Here is a 22,105-nt window from a genome sequence, read left to right as displayed (position 1 = left end):
TTATTTTATATGGAGATTCAGCTTTGGAAGGAGATACTGTCTCCTTACGAGCAGGCGGTTGATGAGCTTCTCGTGAAGTTCAACCACATAATAATGCAGTACAAGAGTATGGGAAAGTACTCACCTATAGAGAGTGTGACCGGAAGGGTGAAAACGGTCTCCAGTATTATCGATAAGCTTCAGAAGAAGAATATTCCTATGGACCGGATCGTTGAGGAGATGGATGACATAGCCGGAATCAGGATCATGTGCCAGTTCACCGAGGATATCAGCAAGGTGGTTGAGATTATACGTGGCAGACAGGACATGAGGATACGTGAGGAGAAGGATTATATAGCAAATGCCAAGGCCAGCGGCTATCAGAGCTATCACATCATACTTGATTACGATGTATATACGGTAAATGGATGCACCACCATACAGGCGGAGATCCAGATAAGGACAATGGCGATGAACTTCTGGGCAACCATAGAACATTCATTGCAGTACAAGTACAGGAAGGGAATTCCAGAGGACATAAGGGCGAAGCTCAAGAACGCTGCGGATGCCACCGTTGCACTTGACAGGGAGATGTCATATGTCCGCGGAGAGATCATGGATGCACAGAATTCGTTCAATATCAAGGCGAATATAGTTTCGGAGATCATTGTGAATATCCAGAATCTGTACAAGGTGGGAAATCCAAGAGAGATCCAGAAGATTCAGGATGAGTTTTATTCTATATATAAGAAGGATGATATGGAGCTGCTTGAGAATTTTGCAAAGCAGCTTGACATAATAGCTGAGGGTTACAAGGCCCAGAGCGTAAGATAAAGGAGTTTGTTATGACTTTACCAAAGGCGTTTGACGAGAGGATCAGAATACAGCTTGGCGATGAATACGAGGATTATATAAAGTGTTTTGACAGTGATATGTATCATGGAATCAGGGTGAATACATCCAAGATATCCGTGGAGGACTTTCTGAAGATAAGTCCTTTCGAGCTGGAGCCTGTGCCATGGACTAAGAATGGTTTTTACTATGATCACAGGAAGTATACGCCGTCCAAGCATCCATACTATTATGCGGGGCTCTATTATATACAGGAGCCAAGTGCCATGACACCTGCCAGCGTTCTGGATATAGAGGATGGAGATGTGGTACTAGATATATGCGCGGCACCGGGAGGCAAATCCACCGAGCTTGCGGCGAAGCTTAATGGCACAGGAATACTTATATCCAATGATATAAGCAATTCAAGAGCCAAGGCGCTTCTGAAGAACCTGGAACTTTTCGGAATAGGAAACATGTGTGTGGTAAGTGAACCTCCAAATAATCTGTCAAAGGCATTTGAGGGTACATTCGATAAGATACTTATAGATGCACCGTGTTCCGGAGAGGGCATGTTCAGAAAATCCTCATCGATGATGACTGCATGGGAGAACAACGGAACTGAACTTTTTGCCGGACTGCAGAGAGGAATATTAAATGAAGCGTGCAAGATGCTGAAACCGGGCGGAAAGCTGCTTTATTCCACATGTACATTTTCCCCCGAGGAGGATGAGAGGTCGGTGGAGTATCTGCTGTCGATAGATGACAGTATGCATCTTGTGGATTTTCCTAAATATGAGAAATTTGATGACGGCAATCCGGCCTGGGGAGAGACCGGCAATCCTGAGCTTGTGAAATGTTCAAGACTGTGGCCTCATCACGTGAAGGGCGAAGGTCATTTCATAGCTCTGTTTGAAAAGGATCAGGATGACTCATATAGAGGAAACTTAACATACTCGTTCAAGTCGTACAGGCCGGATGAGGATTTCATCGCATTTATAAAGCATGTATCTGAGTCTGCGGGTATAAAGACAGACAGGATAGAGGAAAATAAGGGAAGACTTTATTATATATCAGAGGGAATGCCTGATGTTAAGGGACTCAGGCTTTTGAGGCATGGACTGTTCCTCGGTGAGGTCAAGAAGAACAGATTTGAACCGAGTCAGTCACTTGCGATGTATCTCAAGTCAGATCAGTTTGACAATGTTGTGAGTTTTTCGGCGGATGACATAAGGGTCATAAAGTATTTAAAGGGAGAGACCGTCGAGCTGGAAGATGATCAGGATATAGAGAATGGGTATGTGCTTGTCTGCGTGGATGGATATCCGCTCGGGTGGGCCAAGAACAACAGAGGAGTATTAAAAAACAAATATTTATCGGGATGGAGGATGATGTCATGAGAAAGGTAGCTATAATCACAGGAGCATCTTCAGGGATTGGAAGAGAATTTGCAATTCAGATAGCACAGAAATACAGAACTGTCGACGAGATATGGCTTATCGCCAGAAGAAAGGACAGGCTTGCAGAGGTAAAGGCTGAGATAAATGCGGTCAGCGGAAAGCTTGTCAGGATACTTGCGCTTGACCTCACAAAGGAAGCAGATATCAAATTCTACAGAAATCTTCTCGAGAGACAGGATCCGTCAATAAGAGTCCTGGTCAATGCGGCCGGATATGGAATAGCGGGACATTTTGAGAATATGACAGTGGACGATGTCACGGGAATGCTTGACCTCAACTGCAAGGCGCTGGCAGCCATAACTCATATTTCATTGCCATATATGGCAGGCCCATCAAATATAATCAATCTTGCTTCGTCAGCGGCGTTCCTGCCTCAGCCATCATTTGCAATATATGCGGCATCAAAGTCGATGGTTTTAAGCTTTTCAAGGGCACTTAACAGAGAGCTTGCAGGCAGGGGAATCACAGTTACGGCTGTATGTCCGGGACCTGTCAAGACAGAGTTCTTTGACGTTGCCCAGAAGTATACCAAGTCAAAGCCTTACAAGATGGTGCTCAGAGCAAATCCTGTCAAGGTCGTAAAAAGAGCATTATTTGACGCATATTACATGAGTGATATATCAGTTTATTCACCGCTCATGAAGGCGTTCAGACTTGTGAGCAAATACCTGCCTCACAATTTGCTGATCAGATTTATGAAGTAGATATATGGGCTGCAGGCGGACATAGCTCTACAGCCAGACCAGAGATAAATGGAGGATGATATGGAAAAAGGACAACACGGATACATGAACAGGCATAAGAGAAATGTTCTTATAAGTATCATTGTACTTGGATTGTTTGTTATAGCCGGAGTATTCTTTACTGTGGCTATGTTTGACACAAGAAAGACTGTATTTATAGTCATACCGATACTCGTCGCCCTGCCGCTCGCAAAACAGCTTGTGGCATACATAATGTGTGCGGGGTTCAAGGAACTCACGAAGAATGAGTACGCTAAAATTGAGAAGTTATCATACTTTGGGGATCCGTCACTTGTATATGATGTGTCGATAAGCAGGTACGAGGGAATATTGTATTTCCCTGCTGCGGTCATAAGAGATGGCAGAATGTTGTTTTACTACAATGGTGGATATGGAAAAAAGATACCTGATGAGGCAGCGCTCAAGAAGATCATTACAGAGGCTCTGGCAGACCAGAAAAAATATGTTGTGATCATAGCCACAGACATTGATGGTTTTGTGGCAAAGGCCGAGAAGATCAAAGCACCTTCAGATGAATTTGTCGGTGCCGATGAGAAGATCAGAAACAGATTATATGAGCTGGGAATATAGAAAAAAATGAGAGAGATAGTTATTTCAAAGAACGAAGCCGGCCAGAGGCTTAACAAGCTGGTCATGAAGTACCTTAACAAGGCTCCTTCAAGCTTCGTCTACAGGATGATAAGAAAGAAAAACATAAAACTTAATAATGGCAAGGCGGTTGGAAATGAGATCGTGTATGTGGGGGATGTGATACAGCTCTACCTGTCGGATGAGACCATAGATTCATTCAGGGATGACAGCGTGAGAGCCGGTGCTTCCACAGGTGGAAACAGGTTCAAGCCGGAGATCATCTATCACGATCACAACATACTTATAGTCAATAAACCGGCGGGTGTATTGTCACAGAAGGCATCGAAGGACGATTACTCGATCAATGAGAGTGTCATCGATTATCTGCTTGACAATGAGTATATAACTGAGACTCAGCTCAGAACCTTCAAGCCATCTATATGCAACAGGCTGGACAGGAATACCTCCGGCCTTGTTCTGTGTGGTGTGTCACTTATGGGAAGCCAGGAGCTGTCGAGGATCATAAGGGAGAGACGCATAGACAAATATTACTACACCATAGTCAAGGGAAATATGACAGAGACGCAGGATATTACGGCATATCTCGTGAAGGATGATAAGAAGAACACTGTGACAATACGTGACAGCGTGGAGGAGATACGCAGGGCTGCCGGGGACTTGGGCTATGATAAGATCCATACTATATTCCAGCCGGTCAGAACAAATGGAAAATATACAGAGCTTAAGGTAAAGCTCATAACGGGTAAGACCCACCAGATAAGGGCACAGCTCCAGCACATGGGGTATCCGGTGATCGGTGACCAGAAGTATGGTGACAGGGAGACAAACATACATTTCAGACAGACATACAAGCTTAGAAACCAGATTCTGCACTGCGGCGAGGTGGAGTTTACCGATGTTGTCGGTGGACTGGACTATCTGACGGGCAAGAGCTTCTCAGCATTCAAGCCTGATATGTATAAAAGAATAGAAAAGGATTTGTTTGAATAGATGGCTACATGGAATTCGCGAGGACTTCGTGGCTCCACACTGGAGGATATGATAAACCACACAAATGAATATTACAGACAGAAGAACCTTGCGCTGGTCCAGAAGATCCCGACACCTATCACGCCGATAAAGATTGACAAGGACAGCAGCCAGATCACTCTGGCGTATTTCGAGAAGGATTCAACCGTCGACTATATAGGTGTTGTCCAGGGAGTTCCGGTATGTTTCGATGCGAAGGAATGTGCCACTGACACATTTACAATGCGCAACATTCATGAGCATCAGATAAGGTTCATGGAGGATTTCGAGAGACAGAACGGTGTAAGCTTCCTTATCATAATGTTCTCGGGACGAAATGAACTGTATTATATGAGATTCGAGGAGCTTAAGGGGTATCTTGAGAGAGTCCAGAATGGGCATGCCAACAACTTCAAGTACAATGAACTTGATCCCAATTTCTTTATAAGAGCCAAGGGTGGTGCATTGGTACATTATCTTGAACCTCTAAGCAGGGATCTTGATGATAGAGGTTGACAAATACAATGCGCTTTAATATAATGTGCACGTTGACATGCTACCAAAGTAGCAAATTATCACTTTAATGTGATGAAGTAAAATGAAGAACGTGAAGCATGGCAAAGTTTAATTGACAAGGAGATATGATTATGCAGGACAAACTGTTACAGACCCCGGATGGAGTGAGGGACACCTACGATGTAGAATGTAAGAAGAAGAGAAAGGTTATGCATGAACTCCACCATATTCTGGAGTTATACAGCTATCATGATATAGAGACACCTACATTCGAGTTTTTTGATATATTTAACAGAGACAAGGGCTCAGCACCTTCCAATGAGATGTACAAGTTCTTTGACAGGGACAACAATACTCTGGTGCTCAGACCTGATATAACACCTTCGATAGCAAGATGTGTTGCAAAGTATTATGCCGATGAGGAGCTTCCGGTCAGACTCTGCTATACGGGTAACACATATACTAATACACTTAAGCTTCAGGGTAAGCTTAAGGAAGTTACACAGATCGGTGCCGAGCTTGTAAATGATGATTCATCCGCTGCTGACGCTGAGATAATCGCAACTGTGATAGACTGCTTCAACGAGATCGGGATCAGTGATTTCCAGATCGAGATAGGCCAGATCGACTACTTCAAGGGGCTTGTGGCTGAGTCGGGAATCAGTGAGGACGAGGAGAATCAGATAAAGGAGTATATCCACATCAAGAACTTCTTCGGACTTGAGGAATATGTGGATGCGCTTGATATAAGTGAATCTCTTAAGAAAGCATTTGTTGCATTTGACTCTCTGTTCGGCGGAATATCCATGCTTGACAAGGCAGAGGGATATGTGTCAAATGAGACATCACTTGAAGCTGTGAAGAGACTCAGAAGAGTATATGCAGCTCTTGAGTGCTATGGATATCAGGATCACATAAGCTTTGATCTCGGTATGCTTGACGGATACAACTACTATACAGGAATCATATTCCGCGGATATACTTACGGAACCGGTGACGCTGTTGTCAAGGGCGGCCGTTACAATAACCTCCTTAAACAGTTTGGAAAGGATGCACCGTCTATCGGTTTTGCCTTCACTGTTGAGGAGCTCATAATGGCCATGAACAGACAGAATATAGACATAGATGTGGATTATTCCAATACGATCATCCTCTATGATATAGAGAATCAGGGCAAGGCGATCAAGGCCGGCATGAAGCTCAGAAGTGAGGGACGGAAGATAGAACTCATAAGAAAGTCACAGAAGAAATCTGTTGACGACTATATTGAGTATGCGGGAAGAGAACATTTCTCAGGCCTTATATATTTTGAACAGTCAGGCGATGCGGTGGCATACGATCTGATAAGCCGATCACACTCCAAGTGGGATGGCAATTTATAGAAGAAACTTTTACGGCTTGATTGAGAATAGATTGAATTAGATGAAAGGTTATGGAGAGATGAGATATTTAACATTTGCCCTTGCTAAGGGGCGACTTGCAAAAAAGACACTTGCGCTGCTTGAACAGATAGGTATAACATGTGAGGAGATGAAGGATCCCGACACAAGAAAGCTTATATTTGTGAACGAGGAGCTTAAGATGAAGTTCTTCCTGTCAAAGGCCACAGATGTTCCTACTTATGTAGAATATGGTGCGGCCGATATAGGCGTTGTAGGTAAGGACACAATACTTGAGGAGGGAAGAAACCTGTATGAGGTCATGGATCTCGGTTTCGGAAAGTGCCGCATGTGTGTATGCGGACCGGCATCTGCCAGAGAGCTTCTCAAGAAGAATGAGATAATAAGAGTTGCAAGTAAGTATCCGGTGATCGCAAAGGATTACTTCAACAACCGTAAGCACCAGACAGTTGAGATAATCAAGCTCAATGGTTCAGTGGAGCTCGCTCCTATAGTTGGACTTTCAGAGGTGATCGTAGATATAGTTGAGACAGGAAGCACACTCAGGGAGAATGGACTTGAGGTGCTTGAGGAAGTTTGTCCACTCTCAGCCCGCATGGTTGTGAACCAGGTAAGTCTCAAGATGGAGAATGAGAGGATACACAAGCTGTTGGAAGATCTCAACAGACTTATAAAGGAAGAGAACAAGTAACATATATAGATAATATAACAAATTGATAATCACACGGAGGCATAACAGAGATGAGAATCGTAAAGCTTAATGCAGAGACAAAGAAGGATCTTCTGAAGAATCTTCTAAAGAGAAGTCCAAGTAATTTCGGTAATTATGCAGAGACTGTACAGGGAATAGTTGACGATGTGAGGGATAACGGTGATGCCGCACTCTTCTCATACACAAAGAAGTTCGACAAGGCAGAAATAACAGCAGATAACGTGAAGGTTACACAGGAGGAGATAGACTACGCATATACACAGGTCAGCCCTGAGCTCCTGGACGTTATCAGAAAAGCCAAGAAGAACATTTGGGAGTACCATGAGAAGCAGAAGCAGTATAGCTGGTTTGACTCCAAGCCAAATGGAACTCTTCTCGGACAGAAGGTTACAGCACTTGCATCTGTAGGTGTCTATGTTCCGGGTGGAAAGGCTGTTTACCCTTCATCAGTTCTGATGAATGTTATGCCGGCAAAGGTTGCAGGCGTTGAGAAGATAGTCATGACAACTCCATGTAATGCTGAGGGTGAGGTGTACGCCACAACACTCGTTGCAGCAAAGGAAGCAGGAGTGGATGAGATATACAAGGCAGGCGGCGCGCAGGCCATAGCTGCCCTTGCATACGGAACAGAGTCAGTACCTAAGGTTGACAAGATAGTTGGTCCTGGAAACATATTTGTCGCTCTTGCAAAGCGTGCCGTATACGGACATGTCAGCATAGATTCCATAGCCGGCCCATCAGAGGTAATGGTACTTGCCGATGAGACTGCCAATTCTAGATACGTGGCTGCAGATCTGCTGTCACAGGCAGAGCATGACGAGATGGCATCAGCCATACTTGTGACCACATCAGAGGAGCTTGCCGAGAAGGTATCAGTTCAGGTTGACAAGTTCATCGATGAGCTTTCAAGAAAAGAGATAATGAGAAAGTCTATAGACAATTACGGATATATTCTTCTTGCAGACAACATGAGCGATGCCATAGATGCTGTCAACGACATTGCATCAGAGCATCTCGAGATCGTCACAGCCAATCCGTTTGACGTGATGACAAGAGTGAAGAATGCTGGAGCTATATTTATCGGAGAATACTCATCAGAGCCTCTTGGAGATTACTTTGCAGGACCTAACCATGTACTTCCAACAAACGGTACAGCAAAGTTCTTCTCACCGCTTTCAGTAGACGATTTCATCAAGAAATCCAGCATAATCTACTACTCAAGAGAGGCACTTGAGGCAGTTCACACTGACATTGAAGCATTTGCCAAGGCTGAGCAGCTCACAGCACATGCCAATTCAATAGCAGTAAGATTTGAAAAATAAGACATTATGATATAGAATATGGGAAGGAGACAGGGATATGGCAGAGAAAGCAGCTAGAATCGCCAAATGTACAAGAACGACAAACGAGACAGACATAACCCTCGAGTTTAATATAGATGGAAAAGGACAGTCAAAGATCGACACGGGAATCGGTTTCTTTGACCACATGCTCACAAGCTTCGCGAAGCATGGTTTCTTTGATCTGAATGTTACAGTCAAGGGGGATCTGTATGTTGATTGTCATCACACCATTGAGGATGTGGGAATTGTGCTTGGCAAGGCCATAAAGGAGGCGCTTGGAGACAAGAAGGCCATCAAGAGGTTTGGAAATTTCTTTCTGCCTATGGACGAGACCCTTGTGATGTGTGCCATAGATCTGTCGGGAAGACCATATCTTGTCTATGATCTGAACCTCCGCACAGAGAGGGTTGGATACTTCGACACACAGATGGTCAAGGAATTCTTCTATGCAGTATCATACGCTGCTGAGATGAATCTCAATATTAAGCAGTTCTCAGGGGAGAACGATCACCACATCATAGAGGCCGCATTCAAGGCATTTGCGAAGGCTCTTGATGAGGCGACAACTTATGACAGAAGATTAAACGGAAAGGTGCTTTCTACCAAGGGCACACTTTAAGGAGGTGCTGGTTCACTATGGATAATGATATGATCTGCAAAAAGATAATTCCATGTCTGGATCTGAACAATGCGGTCGAGATGGCAAAATATTACAATGATGCCGGAGCTGATGAGATAGCTTATTTTGACAGCAAGGCAACAAAAGATGGCAGAGAACCCAATGTTGCCATTATAAGACAGATATGTGACAGTGTTGATATTCCACTTATTGCCTGTGGCGGTGTGAGGGAGCTTGAAGATGTCAAGAAGCTTCTGTATGCAGGTGCATCCAAGGTATGTATGAAATCTGCGGCACTGAACACGCCGGAGCTTGTCACTGAGGCTTCTGACAGATTTGGTTCAGAGCGAATAATCTGTACTATAGATCTTAGTGAGTGTGATGATCCTGTCGGATATGCCAGAAAACTGAAGGCGCTTGGAGCGGGAGAACTTCTGCTGCTTCACAACAACATGGTGCCGGAATATCTGGATATAGTAAAATCCATAAGAGAAAATGTTGCACTTCCTGTTATAGTTTCTACATATTCCACTAACGGGGAAGCTGTGGCAGAGATGCTCAATGAGACAAATGCTGAATCAATTTCTCTGTACAATCTCCAGAAGATGGATATAATGGAGATTAAACAGCGTTGCCGTGAGGCAAATATAGATGTGGATCTGTTTGAATCGTCCATGCCTTTTGAGGCGTTCAAACTCAATTCGGATGGACTTATTCCATGTGTTACACAGCACTATAAGACCGGTGAAGTGCTCATGGTCGCTTATATGAACAAGGAGTCGTATGAGAAGACCATCAGAACAGGACGCATGACATACTGGAGCCGCAGCCGCAATGAGCTGTGGACCAAGGGTGATACATCCGGTCATTATCAGTTTGTCAAATCTCTTACGATAGACTGTGACAAGGACACCATACTTGCCAAGGTGTCACAGATAGGAGCTGCGTGTCATACAGGCAGCCGTACTTGTTTCTTTACAGATCTGGTGAGAAAGGAGTACAATGATACCAATCCTATGAAGGTATTCGAGGAGGTATACAATACCATACGCGACAGAAAGGATCAGCCAGGAGATGATTCTTATACCAATTATCTGTTCGGCAAGGGTATTGACAAGATCCTGAAGAAGGTCGGTGAGGGAGCTACGGAGATAGTCATAGCTGCCAAGAATCCTGATTCAGAGGATATAAAATATGAAATATCTGACTTCCTTTATCATCTCATGTGTCTGATGGTAGAGAGAGGAATCAGCTGGAAAGATATTACAGAAGAACTGGCTGACAGAAGATAGAGTGGAGGATATTAGACAATGCAAAATTATGGCGTGAACGAACTGAGAAAAATGTTCCTGGAATTCATGGAGAGCAAGGGTCATCTTAGAATGAAGAGCTTTTCACTTATTCCACACAATGACAACAGCTTACTGCTGATCAATTCAGGTATGGCACCACTTAAGCCTTACTTTACAGGTCAGGAGGTACCACCTAGAAGACGTGTGACAACATGTCAGAAGTGTATCAGAACAGGAGATATCGAGAATGTAGGTAAGACAGCCCGTCATGGTACATTCTTTGAGATGCTGGGTAATTTCTCATTTGGCGATTATTTCAAGCATGAGGCTATATCATGGACATGGGAGTTCCTCACAGAGGTTGTAGGACTTGACAAGAACAGACTCTATCCATCGGTTTACCAGGATGACGATGAGGCATTTGATATATGGAATAAGGAGATCGGTGTCGATGCTGACCGTATATTCAGATTCGGCAAGGAGGACAACTTCTGGGAGCACGGAGCTGGTCCTTGTGGTCCTTGTTCAGAGGTTTACTATGACAGAGGTGAGAAGTATGGCTGCGGTAAGCCCGGCTGTACTGTAGGCTGTGACTGTGACAGATACATGGAGGTTTGGAACAATGTATTTACACAGTTCAACAATGACGGACACAACAACTACACAGAGCTTGAGCAGAAGAACATAGATACAGGTATGGGTCTTGAGAGACTCGCAGTTATTGTTCAGGATGTTGATTCTATATTTGATGTTGATACGATCAAGGCTCTCCGCGACAAGGTATGTGAGATGGCAGGCGTGGAATATGAGACAGATCATGAGAAGGATGTATCGATCAGACTTATAACTGATCATATCCGTTCAGTTACATTCATGACATCAGATGGTATCGTTCCATCGAACGAGGGCCGTGGTTATGTTCTTAGACGTCTTCTCAGACGTGCTGCAAGACACGGAAGACTTCTCGGCATCAAGGGCAAGTTTCTGTCAGAGCTTGCAAAGACAGTTATCGAGGTGTCGGAGGACGCTTATCCAGAGCTTTGTGAGAAGAAAGAGTATATCTTTAATAAGATAGACAAAGAGGAGGAGAGCTTTAACAAGACTATTGATACAGGTCTTGCGATCCTCAAGGATTATATAGACGAGACTAAGGCTGCAGGTGAGAAGGTTCTCTCAGGTGACAAGGCATTCAAGCTCTATGACACCTATGGATTCCCTCTTGATCTCACAAAGGAGATCCTCGAGGAGGAGGGTATCGAGGTGGATGAAGCAAGATTCACTGAGTGCATGAATATCCAGAAGGAGACTGCAAGAAAGGCCAGAAAGACCACAACATACATGGGTGCAGACGCAACCGTATATGAGCAGCTTCCTGTTGACATGACATCTGAGTTTGTCGGATATGACAAGCTGACATACAAGTCAACTATATCAGCCATCACAACAGAGGTTGGTGAGGGTGATGATAAGAAGTCAGTTCTTGCAGATACTGTATCTGAGGGAGCACAGGCTTCAGTTATAGTTCCTGAGACACCTTTCTACGCTACCATGGGTGGTCAGATCGGTGATAAGGGAATCATCAAGACAGAGAACGGTACATTTGTTGTTGAGGATACTGTCAAGGTTGTAGGCGGCAAGATCGCACATATCGGTTATGTTGAGTCAGGCGAACTCAATGTTGGTGATGAGGCAGAACTCACAGTTGATGCTGAGAACAGAGCACTCATATGTAACAACCATTCCGCAACACATCTTCTTCAGAGAGCACTCAAGATGGTTCTCGGAGATCATATAGAGCAGGCAGGTTCACTCGTTGAGCCGGGAAGACTGAGATTCGACTTTTCACATGATCAGGCGATGACTAAGGAAGAGATCAAGAAGGTTGAGGATATTGTAAATGAGCAGATCCAGCTCGATATACCTGTATGCACGGATGTAATGTCTGTAGATGAGGCTAAGAAGACCGGAGCCATGGCTCTGTTTGGTGAGAAGTATGGTGAGAAGGTCCGTGTGGTATCAATGGGAGACTTCTCAAAGGAGCTCTGTGGTGGTACACATGTTGCCAGCACAGGAGCCATAAAGACATTCAAGATCATATCAGAGGCCGGTGTGGCCGCAGGTACAAGACGTATCGAGGCACTTACATCTGTCGGAGCACTTGATTACTACAGAAATGTAGAGCAGGAGCTCATGGATGCTGCAAAGGCAGCTAAGACTGATATCCATGGTGTGGCATCAAGAATAGAACAGCTTCTTGCAGAGGTTAAGGAGCTTACGAATGAGAATAAGAAGCTCAAGGATAAGATGGCAAAGGAGGCAGCTGGAGACGTTCTTTCAAGTGCTATAGACAAGGACGGAATCAAGATCCTCACAGCGGCTATCCCAGATACAGATATGAATTCACTGAGAAACCTCGGAGATGACTTCAAGAGCAAGCTTGGTGACAGCGTTGTTGTTCTTGCATCTGCAAAGGATGGCAAGGTAAATCTCATTGCCATGGCTACAGACGGCGCAGTTGCTAAGGGAGCCCATGCCGGTAATATCATCAAGGCTGTGGCTGGCCTTGTAGGTGGTGGCGGCGGTGGTCGTCCTAACATGGCTCAGGCCGGTGGAAAGAATCCTGATGGAATCGAGGCAGCTCTTGCCCAGGCGGTTACAGAGGCTCAGAATCAGATAGCTTAAGGTTTCGTGACAGATATTTTATTAATTTGTCATTTTCCTGTTGACGATTAGGAATTTTATGTATATAATACATTTTGTGCTTAAAAATACCCAATCAGTTGTTATTTGGTAGCATAATTTTACAACTGGAGGGAGGTCAGGTGAGAGAATGTCAAGTGTAATAGTTAAAGAGAACGAAAACTTAGATAGCGCTCTTCGCAGATTTAAGAGAAATTGTGCGAAGGCTGGTATTCAGCAGGAGATTCGTAAGAGAGAGCATTACGAAAAGCCTAGTGTAAAGCGTAAGAAGAAGTCAGAGGCAGCTAGAAAGCGCAAGTACAAATAAATCATAGTATATATATTTGATTTTAAATTGATTTCTAAGAGTACCGAGTTTATTCGGTACTCTTTTTTTATGTGTATTCATATAATGTTCCAAAAGCGTTATGGTGGTATTCATGAAAGACAGAGCGAAAAAAGTTATAGCATTTGAACCTCCGTGCTGGTGTCCGGACTCGGCGGGAACGACCTCCAGACTCACCATGTTCAACAATGATGAGCTGGTGATAGAGAATTTCAGACATGTGATCTACTCTGACGACGAGAGAGTGTCTGTTAAGACCCGGAAAGGGATATTGAATATATATGGGGAAAGATTACAGATCGCTTACTACGCATCCTATGAAGTGAAAATATGCGGTTCGATAAACAGTGTAGATTGGCTGACAGTGTGACTGCATGAATATTAGAAGGGAAATAAGAGGTGTGTGCTATGTGAGCTGTGACAGCCGCGCAGCTCTGCGCCTGATGAATATATGCAGCCATAAAGGAATACGTACATGGTGCGAGAGGGATGTAAAGAAGAACAGAAAAAAGAATGGCAGTAAACAGAATGACAGTAAATGGAATGGCAAGGCGGAAAACTTCTGCATATACTCCGATGACAGAAAAAGACTTGAAGAGATAGCGGACAAATGTATGATAGATATCCGAATAGCTGAGAAGAAGACTCTGAGAACCGTTTTGCTGGGCAATAGGAAGAGAATCTCGATATTGCTCGGAGTTTTATTGTTTTTGCTGTTTGTATACTGGGAATCAGGGTATGTATGGTACATAGAAATTGATGGATGTGAGGATTATACAAGTGAGGAAGTTGAAAATCTTATTGAGATGGAGTATCCGTGCTATGGACATCGGAAAAAGAGTATTGATCTGAGTGAGCTGACAGACATGCTGACGGATAATCTTGGTGAGATATGCTGGGCGTCCTGCAGCATCAGTGGGACAAAGCTTACAGTTGCGCTCAAGGAGTCCGTGGATGTATTTACAGTTCCGGAAGATGGCAGACCGTGTGATCTCGTGGCCACAATGGATTGTACGATCTATTCCCTTGTTGCATCGGCGGGGACGCCTGTTGCATCGGTTGGAGATGAAGTGAAAAAAGGGGATACTCTTATATCGGGAACAGTTAACATATACAATGATGACAGTGAGGTTGTGGATACGGTGTTTGTACCTGCTTCCGGAGAGATATATGGTCTTTGTGATGTAGAGTACAGAGATGTGGTTGAGAGTGATCTCCAGGAAAAGGAGACTACAGACAGGAAGGTAGACAAAGTAGATATAAAAATTGGACGCCGAGTGTTTACACCGTATAAAACTGCTGCTTCCGACGGTTCATACGACCTTTCTGCCGAGGAAAAGCGGCTGCATATCGGCGATATGTATTTTCCGTTATCCGTGAATATAGAGCGAAAAGTGTTCTATAAAGTAAATACACGTAAGCTTACGGAGAAGGAGCAGAAAGACAGACTTAACCAGCATCTGCATGTTTATATTGGCAAAATGCAAGAAAAAGGGGTGCAAATTGTCCGAAAAAATGTTATTATTACTAATGAACGCGGTGAGGCTTCGGCTGAAGGCGATATCAGTATCAGACTCCCGGTTGCTGTGCCGAGATATATTGACGTAAACAATACATCGGGGAGCGAAGAGGTGGAGCCTGACTGACAAATAATAATGACAGGGGATACAAGTATTGAGCGAATATTCAGAATCCGTAACTGTTGCATCAAACTATATACAGACTGTGTTTGGACAGTTTGATGCCAATATAAAAAAGATTGAGAAAGAATACAGTGTGTCAATGATACTTCGCGATGACAAGCTTAAGGTCAGCGGCTCCGAGGAAGGTGTGAAGAAGTCTATTCAGGTTATAGAACAGCTCTTCCAGATGGCAGACCGTGGCTCGTCCATCGATGAACAGAAGGTAGACTACACTATATCGATAGTCAATGAACACCCGCAGGAGGCTAAGGAGAGTCTTGCTGAGCTTGACAGGGACATAATCTGTCACACGATGAGCGGCAAGCCGATCAAACCGAAGACTGTCGGACAGAGAACATATGTCAATTCAATAGAAAAGTCCATGATAGTATTCGGAGTGGGCCCTGCCGGAACAGGAAAGACTTATCTTGCCATGGCAAAAGCCATAACGGCATTTAAGAATAATGAGGTTGGAAGGATCATACTTACAAGGCCGGCCATAGAGGCCGGTGAGAAACTGGGATTTCTTCCGGGTGACCTTCAGAGCAAGGTTGATCCTTATCTTAGGCCGCTCTATGATGCATTGTATGAGATAATGGGTGCTGATGCATTTATGAAGAATATGGAAAAGGGACTGATCGAGGTTGCTCCTCTTGCCTACATGAGAGGAAGAACTCTTGATAATGCGTATATTGTGCTGGATGAGGCCCAGAATACCACTCCTGCCCAGATGAAGATGTTCCTTACCAGAATAGGATTTGGCTCAAAGGCCATAATAACAGGAGACCTTTCACAGAAGGATCTTCCACACGACGCGCAGTCAGGTCTTGATGTTGCACTCAAGGTGTTAAAGGATATTGATGACATAAGCATTTGCCATCTGACGAGTCTTGATGTTGTGAGACATCCTTTGGTGCAGAAGATCGTAAATGCGTATGAGAAATATGAGGATAAGAGGAGCAGACAGGCAAAGCCTAGAAAAACCACAACTGCTCAGAAAAACAGAGGAAAATAATATGTCAGTTAATATTGAGAATGAGTATGGAGATATTGATATTAAGAATTATGAGGATGTCATAACAAGTATCGTCCAGGCTTCGCTGGAATTCGTTGGGTGTCCATATCCCTGCGAGGTGAACGTGCTGCTCACGGACAATGACTCCATACATGAAATCAATAACCAGCAGAGGAATATAGACAGGGCGACAGATGTTCTGTCATTTCCACTGATTGATTATACAATTCCTGGAAACTTTGATGGTCTCGAGGATAGCCGGTGTGACTACTTTGATCTTACTACAGATGAACTGCTATTGGGAGATATCGTTATATCTATTGACAAGGTGTATGAGCAGGCAACTGAGTACAATCACTCAAAGACGAGAGAGCTGGCTTTTCTTGTAGCCCACAGCATGCTCCATTTGTCAGGATATGACCATATGGAGGACGATGAGCGCAGGGTCATGGAAGCGATGCAGGAAAAAATACTTACAATGAAAGGATATACAAGAGACTATGAGGAGAATTAAGACGGGATTAGTTCTGGCAACCGCTCTTGTGATGGGATTATCACTTTTTGGATGCGGCTCGAAGAAAACGGAGGAGAATGTCACTACAACGGAGGCTAAGGCAGAGGTGGATGTATCACAGGCCGATATGATGAAGTCTGCCACAGCGGTTGATGAGACTTACCATGAGGGAGTATATAATGATCTTACAGGCGAGTGGAACACCGACAGAAAGGAAGAGTACGGAAGACCGATCGCTATAATGATCAACAATATTGAGAATGCGATTCCTCAGTCAGGCATAGGCCAGGCTGATGTTTTATATGAGTTTGTCGTTGAGGGCGGAATAACAAGAATGCTTGCAATATTCAACGACTATGACAATCTTGAGAAAGTCGGTTCGATCAGAAGCTGCAGACCTTACTATGTTACAACTGCCATGGAGTTTGACGCTATATACATGCATTATGGTCAGTCTCCACAGGGACAGGAGGAGCTTGACAGGACAGGAATAGATCATATAAGCGGACTTGGTGGAGAAGGATCTGTATCTTTCTACAGATCATCAGACCGCGAGGCTCCACACAATGTGTACACAAACAGCGATATGATCAAGGCTGGTCTTGATTATCTTGGATGCTCAACTACCCACAACAAGGGATACAAGAGCAAGTTTGAGTTCAATGAGGAAGATACGGTTCCTGAGGGCGAGTCTGTAAACAAGCTCACACTCAACATGTCAGTTTACACACAACCTTGGTTTGAATATGATTCAAAGAATAAGGTATATAACAGATTCCAGTATGGTGACAAGCAGATCGATGACCTCACAGGAAAGCAGCTCACATTTAAGAATATCATCATACAGTTTGCTCACTACACCAGCATTGATGATCACGACAGACAGATGATCGATCTCGTTGGCACAGGAGACGGATACTATGTTTCAGATGGAAAGATCGTTCCTATCACATGGACAAAGTCAACCGATGACTCCGTGACAAAATATTCAACAGCAGATGGAAAAGAACTTCAGCTCAATCCGGGCAAGACCTATGTCACAGTATTTGAGAGTGATAATAAGGCCGGAGTTGTATGGGAATAATACAGACATAAACCACATATATTAACAAGGACAGAAGATGGGATGGAATATCCTGTCTTCTGTTTTTTGTTATGAAGAGAAGGTGTGGTAATGTTTAAAAGAATTATATATTTTTTTGTTATCATTATAGCGGTATTTGTGTTATCTTTTATAACTAGAGAGATCGTGGTGAGCACGGCGTGCAGATCCGGAGACAGTAAAAGTGTGTATAGAGAATTTGACGGTACGGATAGCGGGCATATATTACCCATATCAAATGAGAGTGAACCGGAGCTTTACGGAGGGCTCGTGATTGCTGCTGAGGGTGGAACACCACATGGCAGTTTCTATGTGAGCACTTATAATGGACATGTGGCGGTGTACAACAGATTTGGCAGTCTTTGCAGGGAGACGACTCGTACAGTGGATTCATTGGACAAACGTATAAGAGAACTGATCCACAAGCACGTGTATTTCAATGATATAGATGACATGAACAGGTTTATTGACAGCCTGTAAAACGTATGATAAATGATTATGGGAAAGGTGTATCGGAATGATTTATGATATTATAGTTATCGGCGGTGGCCCGGCTGGGATGACAGCCGCAATAAAAGCAAAAGAGACAGCACCATCGGCTTCGGTAAAGCTTATAGATAAAAACAAAAAACTCGGAAAGAAGCTGTATGCGACGGGAAATGGCAAATGTAACATTGCAAATACGAAGCTTGATCTGTCGTGCTATTCCAGTGCAAATGAATTTTTCCCATTTCAGTTCGTAACAACGGACAGTCATAATGATGTCATGGATTTTTTTGAAAGTCTTGGTGTTTCCAGCTATGATGATAATGGATATATATATCCTGCATCGCTGCAGGCATCTACCATAGTGTGGGCACTGACGGACAGGCTCAAAATTCTTGGTATAGAAAACAGCACATCGGAGGAAGTCCTGAGTATAAAACAGGGAAAAGATGGTACATATATTGTAGACACAGACAAAGGAGGGTATAGGACGACCCAGGTGATACTTGCACCCGGAGGTGCGGCTGCGCCAAAGCTTGGCGGATCTGATAGAGTATACAGACTTCTGGATGATCTGAATGTACGGTTTGTGAAACCGCATCCGGCTCTGTGTAAATTAAAATGCCATGAATATATATCTGATATGTCAGGGGTACGTGCAAAGGCTGTTGTCCGCCTAATGTGTGATGGCGAGGAGTATGACCACGAGAGAGGCGAGGTTCAGTTTGCATCGGGATATCTTTCGGGCATAGCGGTTTTTAATATGAGTATACAGTGTATAGACCTGATGGAGACTGGCAAAAAGCCATACATAGAACTTGAACTTGTTCCGGACATCAGTGATGATATGCTGGCGGACAGGATGAGACGATTTGCCGAGGTAAATGGCAGACGGAGAGTCGAGGCGATGCTCAATGGTATTGTCAACGAGAAGATCGCCGGGTATATTATAAAAAGTCTTGGTATCAAAGCTTCTGAAGCAGCCGGACTTGACGCGGCTGATATAACATCCATATGTGATATGCTCAAACATATGAGATTCAACATAGATGGATTCGGCAGCTATGAGGACAGCCAGGCGGCAAGCGGTGGAGTTGACACATTGCAGCTCAGGGCAGATAACCTGGAACTTGATGGACACAGAGGCTTATACGCCGCTGGAGAGTATGTCGATGTGACCGGCAAATGTGGTGGATATAATATAATGTGGGCTGTTATAAGCGGCATGAGAGCTGGGGAGTCTGCAGGAAAGAGAATAAAAGATGATCAGAATTAACAATGTAAAACTGCAACTTGGATTTACAGAGGCAGATGTTAGAAGTGTTATTAAAAAGACGCTGAAGACAGATAAGGAGTTTGAGTATATTTTTTTCAAGCTGTCTCTTGATGACAGGCGGAGAAACCAGGTGAAATATATTGCATCCATAGATGTGGATGTTCCGAATCCGGAAAAAATATTGAAAAGACTTCACAATAATAATGTTATGTTAACAAATGCTACCCAATATAGATTTCCGGAGCCGGGAAATGTCAAAATGACCTATAGGCCTGTGGTGATAGGAACAGGACCGGGTGGCTTATTTGCTGCACTGTATCTTGCCAGAGCCGGATACAGACCGGTTGTTTTTGAGCGCGGCATGGATGTTGACAGGAGAATGGAGCATATAGAGAGATTCTGGAAGGGTGAGGAAGGACTTGATCCAAATTGTAATGTACAGTTTGGAGAGGGCGGCGCAGGAACCTTTTCGGACGGCAAGCTGAATACGGTCATAAAGGATGGCTCGGGCAGACGCACTGAGGCCATGCGGACATTTGTGGAGTATGGTGCAGATCCGTCCATAATGTATATAAATAAGCCACATGTCGGCACTGATGTGCTGTCTGGTATTGTAAGGAATATGCGTGAGGATATAAAGAGACTTGGCGGAGAGGTACATTTTGATTCACTTTTTACCGATTATGAACAGATCACACAGGATGAGGTGTGTGTACATATAAAGAACATTTCAGATGGCAGTGAGAAGGAATACAGGACAAATGCCCTTGTTCTGGCACTTGGACACAGCTCAAGGGATACTGTGGAGATGCTTTACAAAAAAGGTGTTCCGATGGAGCCAAAGCCATTTGCCATGGGACTTCGTATCGAACACAAGCGAGCAGATATAGATGTCATGAAGTATGGCGATGATCCGGCGTATGCAAAGCTGCTGCCGGCGGCAGACTACAAAATGACGCATCAGGCGTCAAATGGCAGGGCTGTATATTCATTCTGTATGTGTCCTGGAGGTTACGTGGTGAATGCATCATCCGAGCACGGTGAGACGTGTGTGAATGGTATGAGCTACAGCGGCAGGGATGGTGAGAATTCCAACAGCGCCATTGTGGTAAATGTTACCCCGGAGGATTACGGGTCAGATCATCCTCTTGCGGGAATGAAGTTTCAGAGAAGATGGGAGAAGGCCGCATACGAGGCCGGACAGGGGGCTGTTCCGGTGCAGCTCTTCGGAGATTACAGAAGGGATATTCCTACGGAAAAGCTGGGCGGTGTTAAGCCTCAGATTAAGGGTAAATACAGGCTCACAAGCCTCAAATGCTGTTTGCCAGAGTATATAAAGGATGCTATAATAGAAGGAGTTGTGTCCTTTGATAAGAGGATGCCGGGATACTCATCTGACGATGCAGTTCTCTCAGGAATCGAGGCCAGAACCTCATCACCTGTTCGTATGATACGAGGCGATGAGCTGCGCTGTGAAGGGACATGTATATACCCGTGCGGGGAAGGCGCGGGCTATGCAGGGGGAATAACCTCAGCCGCTGTCGATGGTATGAAGGTGGCCGAGGCCATAGCATCCAGATTCAGCAATGAGGCAATAACAGACGGTACACAGGAGAATATAAATGGATAGAGAGTATTTGAAAGACAAGAAAAAGATAGTAATAAAGATTGGTTCATCTTCACTTATTCACGAGGAGACGGGTGGACTTGACTATACAAAGCTTGAGAAGCTGGTGCGCATCATATGTGATCTGAGAAATCAGGACAAGGATGTGGTCCTCGTATCATCGGGAGCCATCGGAGTCGGAGTACAGGCGCTGGGACTTGCCAGAAGACCTAAGACGACCTCGCTCAGACAGGCGTGTGCTGCAGTGGGACAGGGACAGCTAATGATGATATATCAGAAGCTTTTTCAAGAGTATCACAGCACAGCAGCTCAGGTTCTGCTAACATTTGATGTTATATCGTCGGATGAGAGGAGAAAGAATGCCATCAACACATTCAACGAGCTTCTTCAGCTCGGTGTCGTACCGATCGTCAATGAGAACGATACGGTTGCCATCGATGAGCTGGATGACAGCGTGGCATTTGGCGACAATGATACACTGTCTGCCATAGTTGCATCCATGATCCATGCAGATCTCCTGATACTTCTCACGGATATAGACGGTCTGTACACTGATGATCCACACAATAACCCTGATGCAAAGCTTATACCAGAGGTAAACTGTATAGACGACCATATAATGGATATGGGTAAAGGTGCAGGCTCCAAGTACGGAACCGGCGGAATGACGACCAAGATCGCAGCCGCCAGGATAGCAACCAACTCCAACTCGGATATGGTCATAGTATCCGGAGCGGATATGGACAATATTGTTAAGGTAATGAGCGGAGAAAGTATAGGAACTCTGTTCACAGCATATAAGGATCATGACTTTGACGTTGTCAGATTTATTTTGAATAAGGAGTATCTTATATAGTTATGAA

22 protein-coding genes are annotated in these 22,105 nt (G+C 44.3%); all 22 read left to right on the top strand.

Going from position 1 to position 22,105, the window contains the following annotated elements:
- The first annotated feature begins 9 nt into the window (after window positions 1–9).
- Window positions 10–813 (top strand): GTP pyrophosphokinase, encoded by an 804-nt coding sequence (locus tag DW025_RS09165; RefSeq protein WP_022216499.1) that lies wholly within the window; start codon window positions 10–12, stop codon window positions 811–813.
- 11 nt (window positions 814–824) lie between these two features.
- Window positions 825–2,210, top strand: coding sequence for an RsmF rRNA methyltransferase first C-terminal domain-containing protein (locus tag DW025_RS09160; RefSeq protein ID WP_119999637.1), 1,386 nt, complete (start codon window positions 825–827; stop codon window positions 2,208–2,210).
- Window positions 2,207–2,974: an SDR family NAD(P)-dependent oxidoreductase gene (locus DW025_RS09155; RefSeq protein ID WP_243003551.1), complete on the top strand. Its 768-nt coding sequence runs from the start codon at window positions 2,207–2,209 to the stop codon at window positions 2,972–2,974. Before DW025_RS09160 ends, DW025_RS09155 begins: the two co-directional genes overlap by 4 nt.
- Window positions 2,975–3,034: 60 nt before the next feature.
- Entirely contained in the window at window positions 3,035–3,604 is a 570-nt protein-coding gene (locus DW025_RS09150; protein ID WP_117548984.1) for a hypothetical protein, read from the top strand.
- A 6-nt stretch (window positions 3,605–3,610) separates the two neighbouring features.
- Window positions 3,611–4,615: an RluA family pseudouridine synthase gene (locus DW025_RS09145; RefSeq protein WP_119999635.1), complete on the top strand. Its 1,005-nt coding sequence runs from the start codon at window positions 3,611–3,613 to the stop codon at window positions 4,613–4,615.
- Window positions 4,616–5,149: a Holliday junction resolvase RecU gene (locus DW025_RS09140; protein WP_118757765.1), complete on the top strand. Its 534-nt coding sequence runs from the start codon at window positions 4,616–4,618 to the stop codon at window positions 5,147–5,149.
- A 131-nt stretch (window positions 5,150–5,280) separates the two neighbouring features.
- Window positions 5,281–6,531, top strand: a complete 1,251-nt coding sequence (gene hisZ, locus DW025_RS09135; protein ID WP_117548981.1) for an ATP phosphoribosyltransferase regulatory subunit — start codon at window positions 5,281–5,283, stop codon at window positions 6,529–6,531.
- 58 nt (window positions 6,532–6,589) lie between these two features.
- Window positions 6,590–7,240, top strand: a complete 651-nt coding sequence (gene hisG, locus DW025_RS09130) for an ATP phosphoribosyltransferase (RefSeq protein WP_055144488.1) — start codon at window positions 6,590–6,592, stop codon at window positions 7,238–7,240.
- Between the two features lie 50 nt (window positions 7,241–7,290).
- Window positions 7,291–8,583: a histidinol dehydrogenase gene (hisD, locus tag DW025_RS09125; protein ID WP_117548980.1), complete on the top strand. Its 1,293-nt coding sequence runs from the start codon at window positions 7,291–7,293 to the stop codon at window positions 8,581–8,583.
- A 37-nt stretch (window positions 8,584–8,620) separates the two neighbouring features.
- Window positions 8,621–9,223 carry an imidazoleglycerol-phosphate dehydratase HisB gene (gene hisB, locus DW025_RS09120; protein ID WP_015534907.1) on the top strand — a complete coding sequence of 201 codons (603 nt, stop codon included), beginning with the start codon at window positions 8,621–8,623 and terminating at the stop codon, window positions 9,221–9,223.
- A 17-nt stretch (window positions 9,224–9,240) separates the two neighbouring features.
- Window positions 9,241–10,515, top strand: coding sequence for a bifunctional phosphoribosyl-AMP cyclohydrolase/phosphoribosyl-ATP diphosphatase HisIE (hisIE, locus tag DW025_RS09115; RefSeq protein WP_117548979.1), 1,275 nt, complete (start codon window positions 9,241–9,243; stop codon window positions 10,513–10,515).
- Between the two features lie 18 nt (window positions 10,516–10,533).
- On the top strand, window positions 10,534–13,197 hold the full coding sequence (alaS, locus tag DW025_RS09110; protein ID WP_119999633.1) for an alanine--tRNA ligase: 2,664 nt from the start codon (window positions 10,534–10,536) through the stop codon (window positions 13,195–13,197).
- A gap of 148 nt (window positions 13,198–13,345) precedes the next feature.
- The gene (rpsU, locus tag DW025_RS09105; RefSeq protein WP_004851031.1) at window positions 13,346–13,522 is read left to right on the top strand and encodes a 30S ribosomal protein S21; all 177 of its coding nucleotides are present in this window, start codon (window positions 13,346–13,348) and stop codon (window positions 13,520–13,522) included.
- A 112-nt stretch (window positions 13,523–13,634) separates the two neighbouring features.
- Window positions 13,635–13,910, top strand: a complete 276-nt coding sequence (locus tag DW025_RS09100) for a YabP/YqfC family sporulation protein (RefSeq protein ID WP_015534910.1) — start codon at window positions 13,635–13,637, stop codon at window positions 13,908–13,910.
- A gap of 4 nt (window positions 13,911–13,914) precedes the next feature.
- Window positions 13,915–15,186, top strand: a complete 1,272-nt coding sequence (locus tag DW025_RS09095; RefSeq protein ID WP_119999631.1) for a sporulation protein YqfD — start codon at window positions 13,915–13,917, stop codon at window positions 15,184–15,186.
- Between the two features lie 28 nt (window positions 15,187–15,214).
- Complete coding sequence (locus DW025_RS09090; RefSeq protein WP_022216489.1) at window positions 15,215–16,237, top strand: PhoH family protein; 1,023 nt, start codon at window positions 15,215–15,217, stop codon at window positions 16,235–16,237.
- Window position 16,238: 1 nt separating this feature from the next.
- On the top strand, window positions 16,239–16,751 hold the full coding sequence (ybeY, locus tag DW025_RS09085) for an rRNA maturation RNase YbeY (RefSeq protein ID WP_119999629.1): 513 nt from the start codon (window positions 16,239–16,241) through the stop codon (window positions 16,749–16,751).
- Window positions 16,738–17,835: a DUF3048 domain-containing protein gene (locus DW025_RS09080; protein WP_015534912.1), complete on the top strand. Its 1,098-nt coding sequence runs from the start codon at window positions 16,738–16,740 to the stop codon at window positions 17,833–17,835. The genes ybeY and DW025_RS09080 overlap by 14 nt, the downstream gene beginning before the upstream one ends.
- Before the next feature lie 90 nt (window positions 17,836–17,925).
- Window positions 17,926–18,333 carry a hypothetical protein gene (locus tag DW025_RS09075; RefSeq protein ID WP_117548975.1) on the top strand — a complete coding sequence of 136 codons (408 nt, stop codon included), beginning with the start codon at window positions 17,926–17,928 and terminating at the stop codon, window positions 18,331–18,333.
- A 37-nt stretch (window positions 18,334–18,370) separates the two neighbouring features.
- On the top strand, window positions 18,371–19,615 hold the full coding sequence (locus DW025_RS09070; protein ID WP_119999627.1) for an aminoacetone oxidase family FAD-binding enzyme: 1,245 nt from the start codon (window positions 18,371–18,373) through the stop codon (window positions 19,613–19,615).
- A complete protein-coding gene (locus DW025_RS09065) occupies window positions 19,602–21,245 on the top strand; it encodes an NAD(P)/FAD-dependent oxidoreductase (RefSeq protein WP_119999626.1) in 1,644 nt (547 codons plus the stop codon). The genes DW025_RS09070 and DW025_RS09065 overlap by 14 nt, the downstream gene beginning before the upstream one ends.
- Window positions 21,238–22,098: a glutamate 5-kinase gene (gene proB / locus DW025_RS09060; protein WP_119999624.1), complete on the top strand. Its 861-nt coding sequence runs from the start codon at window positions 21,238–21,240 to the stop codon at window positions 22,096–22,098. Before DW025_RS09065 ends, proB begins: the two co-directional genes overlap by 8 nt.
- Window positions 22,099–22,105: the final 7 nt, after the last annotated feature.

The organism is Coprococcus sp. AF38-1 (assembly GCF_003603945.1).
Classification (GTDB): domain Bacteria; phylum Bacillota; class Clostridia; order Lachnospirales; family Lachnospiraceae; genus Coprococcus; species Coprococcus aceti.
Note: the sequence above shows the minus strand (reverse complement) of the source record. Positions and strands in the feature narration are given on the sequence as shown.

Coding starts and splice junctions, on each gene's coding strand:
- DW025_RS09165 (WP_022216499.1), top strand. CDS start 10: ATGGAGATTCAGCTTTGGAAGGAGATACTGTCTCCTTACGAGCAGGCG.
- DW025_RS09160 (WP_119999637.1), top strand. CDS start 825: ATGACTTTACCAAAGGCGTTTGACGAGAGGATCAGAATACAGCTTGGC.
- DW025_RS09155 (WP_243003551.1), top strand. CDS start 2,207: ATGAGAAAGGTAGCTATAATCACAGGAGCATCTTCAGGGATTGGAAGA.
- DW025_RS09150 (WP_117548984.1), top strand. CDS start 3,035: ATGGAAAAAGGACAACACGGATACATGAACAGGCATAAGAGAAATGTT.
- DW025_RS09145 (WP_119999635.1), top strand. CDS start 3,611: ATGAGAGAGATAGTTATTTCAAAGAACGAAGCCGGCCAGAGGCTTAAC.
- DW025_RS09140 (WP_118757765.1), top strand. CDS start 4,616: ATGGCTACATGGAATTCGCGAGGACTTCGTGGCTCCACACTGGAGGAT.
- hisZ (WP_117548981.1), top strand. CDS start 5,281: ATGCAGGACAAACTGTTACAGACCCCGGATGGAGTGAGGGACACCTAC.
- hisG (WP_055144488.1), top strand. CDS start 6,590: ATGAGATATTTAACATTTGCCCTTGCTAAGGGGCGACTTGCAAAAAAG.
- hisD (WP_117548980.1), top strand. CDS start 7,291: ATGAGAATCGTAAAGCTTAATGCAGAGACAAAGAAGGATCTTCTGAAG.
- hisB (WP_015534907.1), top strand. CDS start 8,621: ATGGCAGAGAAAGCAGCTAGAATCGCCAAATGTACAAGAACGACAAAC.
- hisIE (WP_117548979.1), top strand. CDS start 9,241: ATGGATAATGATATGATCTGCAAAAAGATAATTCCATGTCTGGATCTG.
- alaS (WP_119999633.1), top strand. CDS start 10,534: ATGCAAAATTATGGCGTGAACGAACTGAGAAAAATGTTCCTGGAATTC.
- rpsU (WP_004851031.1), top strand. CDS start 13,346: ATGTCAAGTGTAATAGTTAAAGAGAACGAAAACTTAGATAGCGCTCTT.
- DW025_RS09100 (WP_015534910.1), top strand. CDS start 13,635: ATGAAAGACAGAGCGAAAAAAGTTATAGCATTTGAACCTCCGTGCTGG.
- DW025_RS09095 (WP_119999631.1), top strand. CDS start 13,915: ATGAATATTAGAAGGGAAATAAGAGGTGTGTGCTATGTGAGCTGTGAC.
- ybeY (WP_119999629.1), top strand. CDS start 16,239: ATGTCAGTTAATATTGAGAATGAGTATGGAGATATTGATATTAAGAAT.
- DW025_RS09080 (WP_015534912.1), top strand. CDS start 16,738: ATGAGGAGAATTAAGACGGGATTAGTTCTGGCAACCGCTCTTGTGATG.
- DW025_RS09075 (WP_117548975.1), top strand. CDS start 17,926: ATGTTTAAAAGAATTATATATTTTTTTGTTATCATTATAGCGGTATTT.
- DW025_RS09070 (WP_119999627.1), top strand. CDS start 18,371: ATGATTTATGATATTATAGTTATCGGCGGTGGCCCGGCTGGGATGACA.
- DW025_RS09065 (WP_119999626.1), top strand. CDS start 19,602: ATGATCAGAATTAACAATGTAAAACTGCAACTTGGATTTACAGAGGCA.
- proB (WP_119999624.1), top strand. CDS start 21,238: ATGGATAGAGAGTATTTGAAAGACAAGAAAAAGATAGTAATAAAGATT.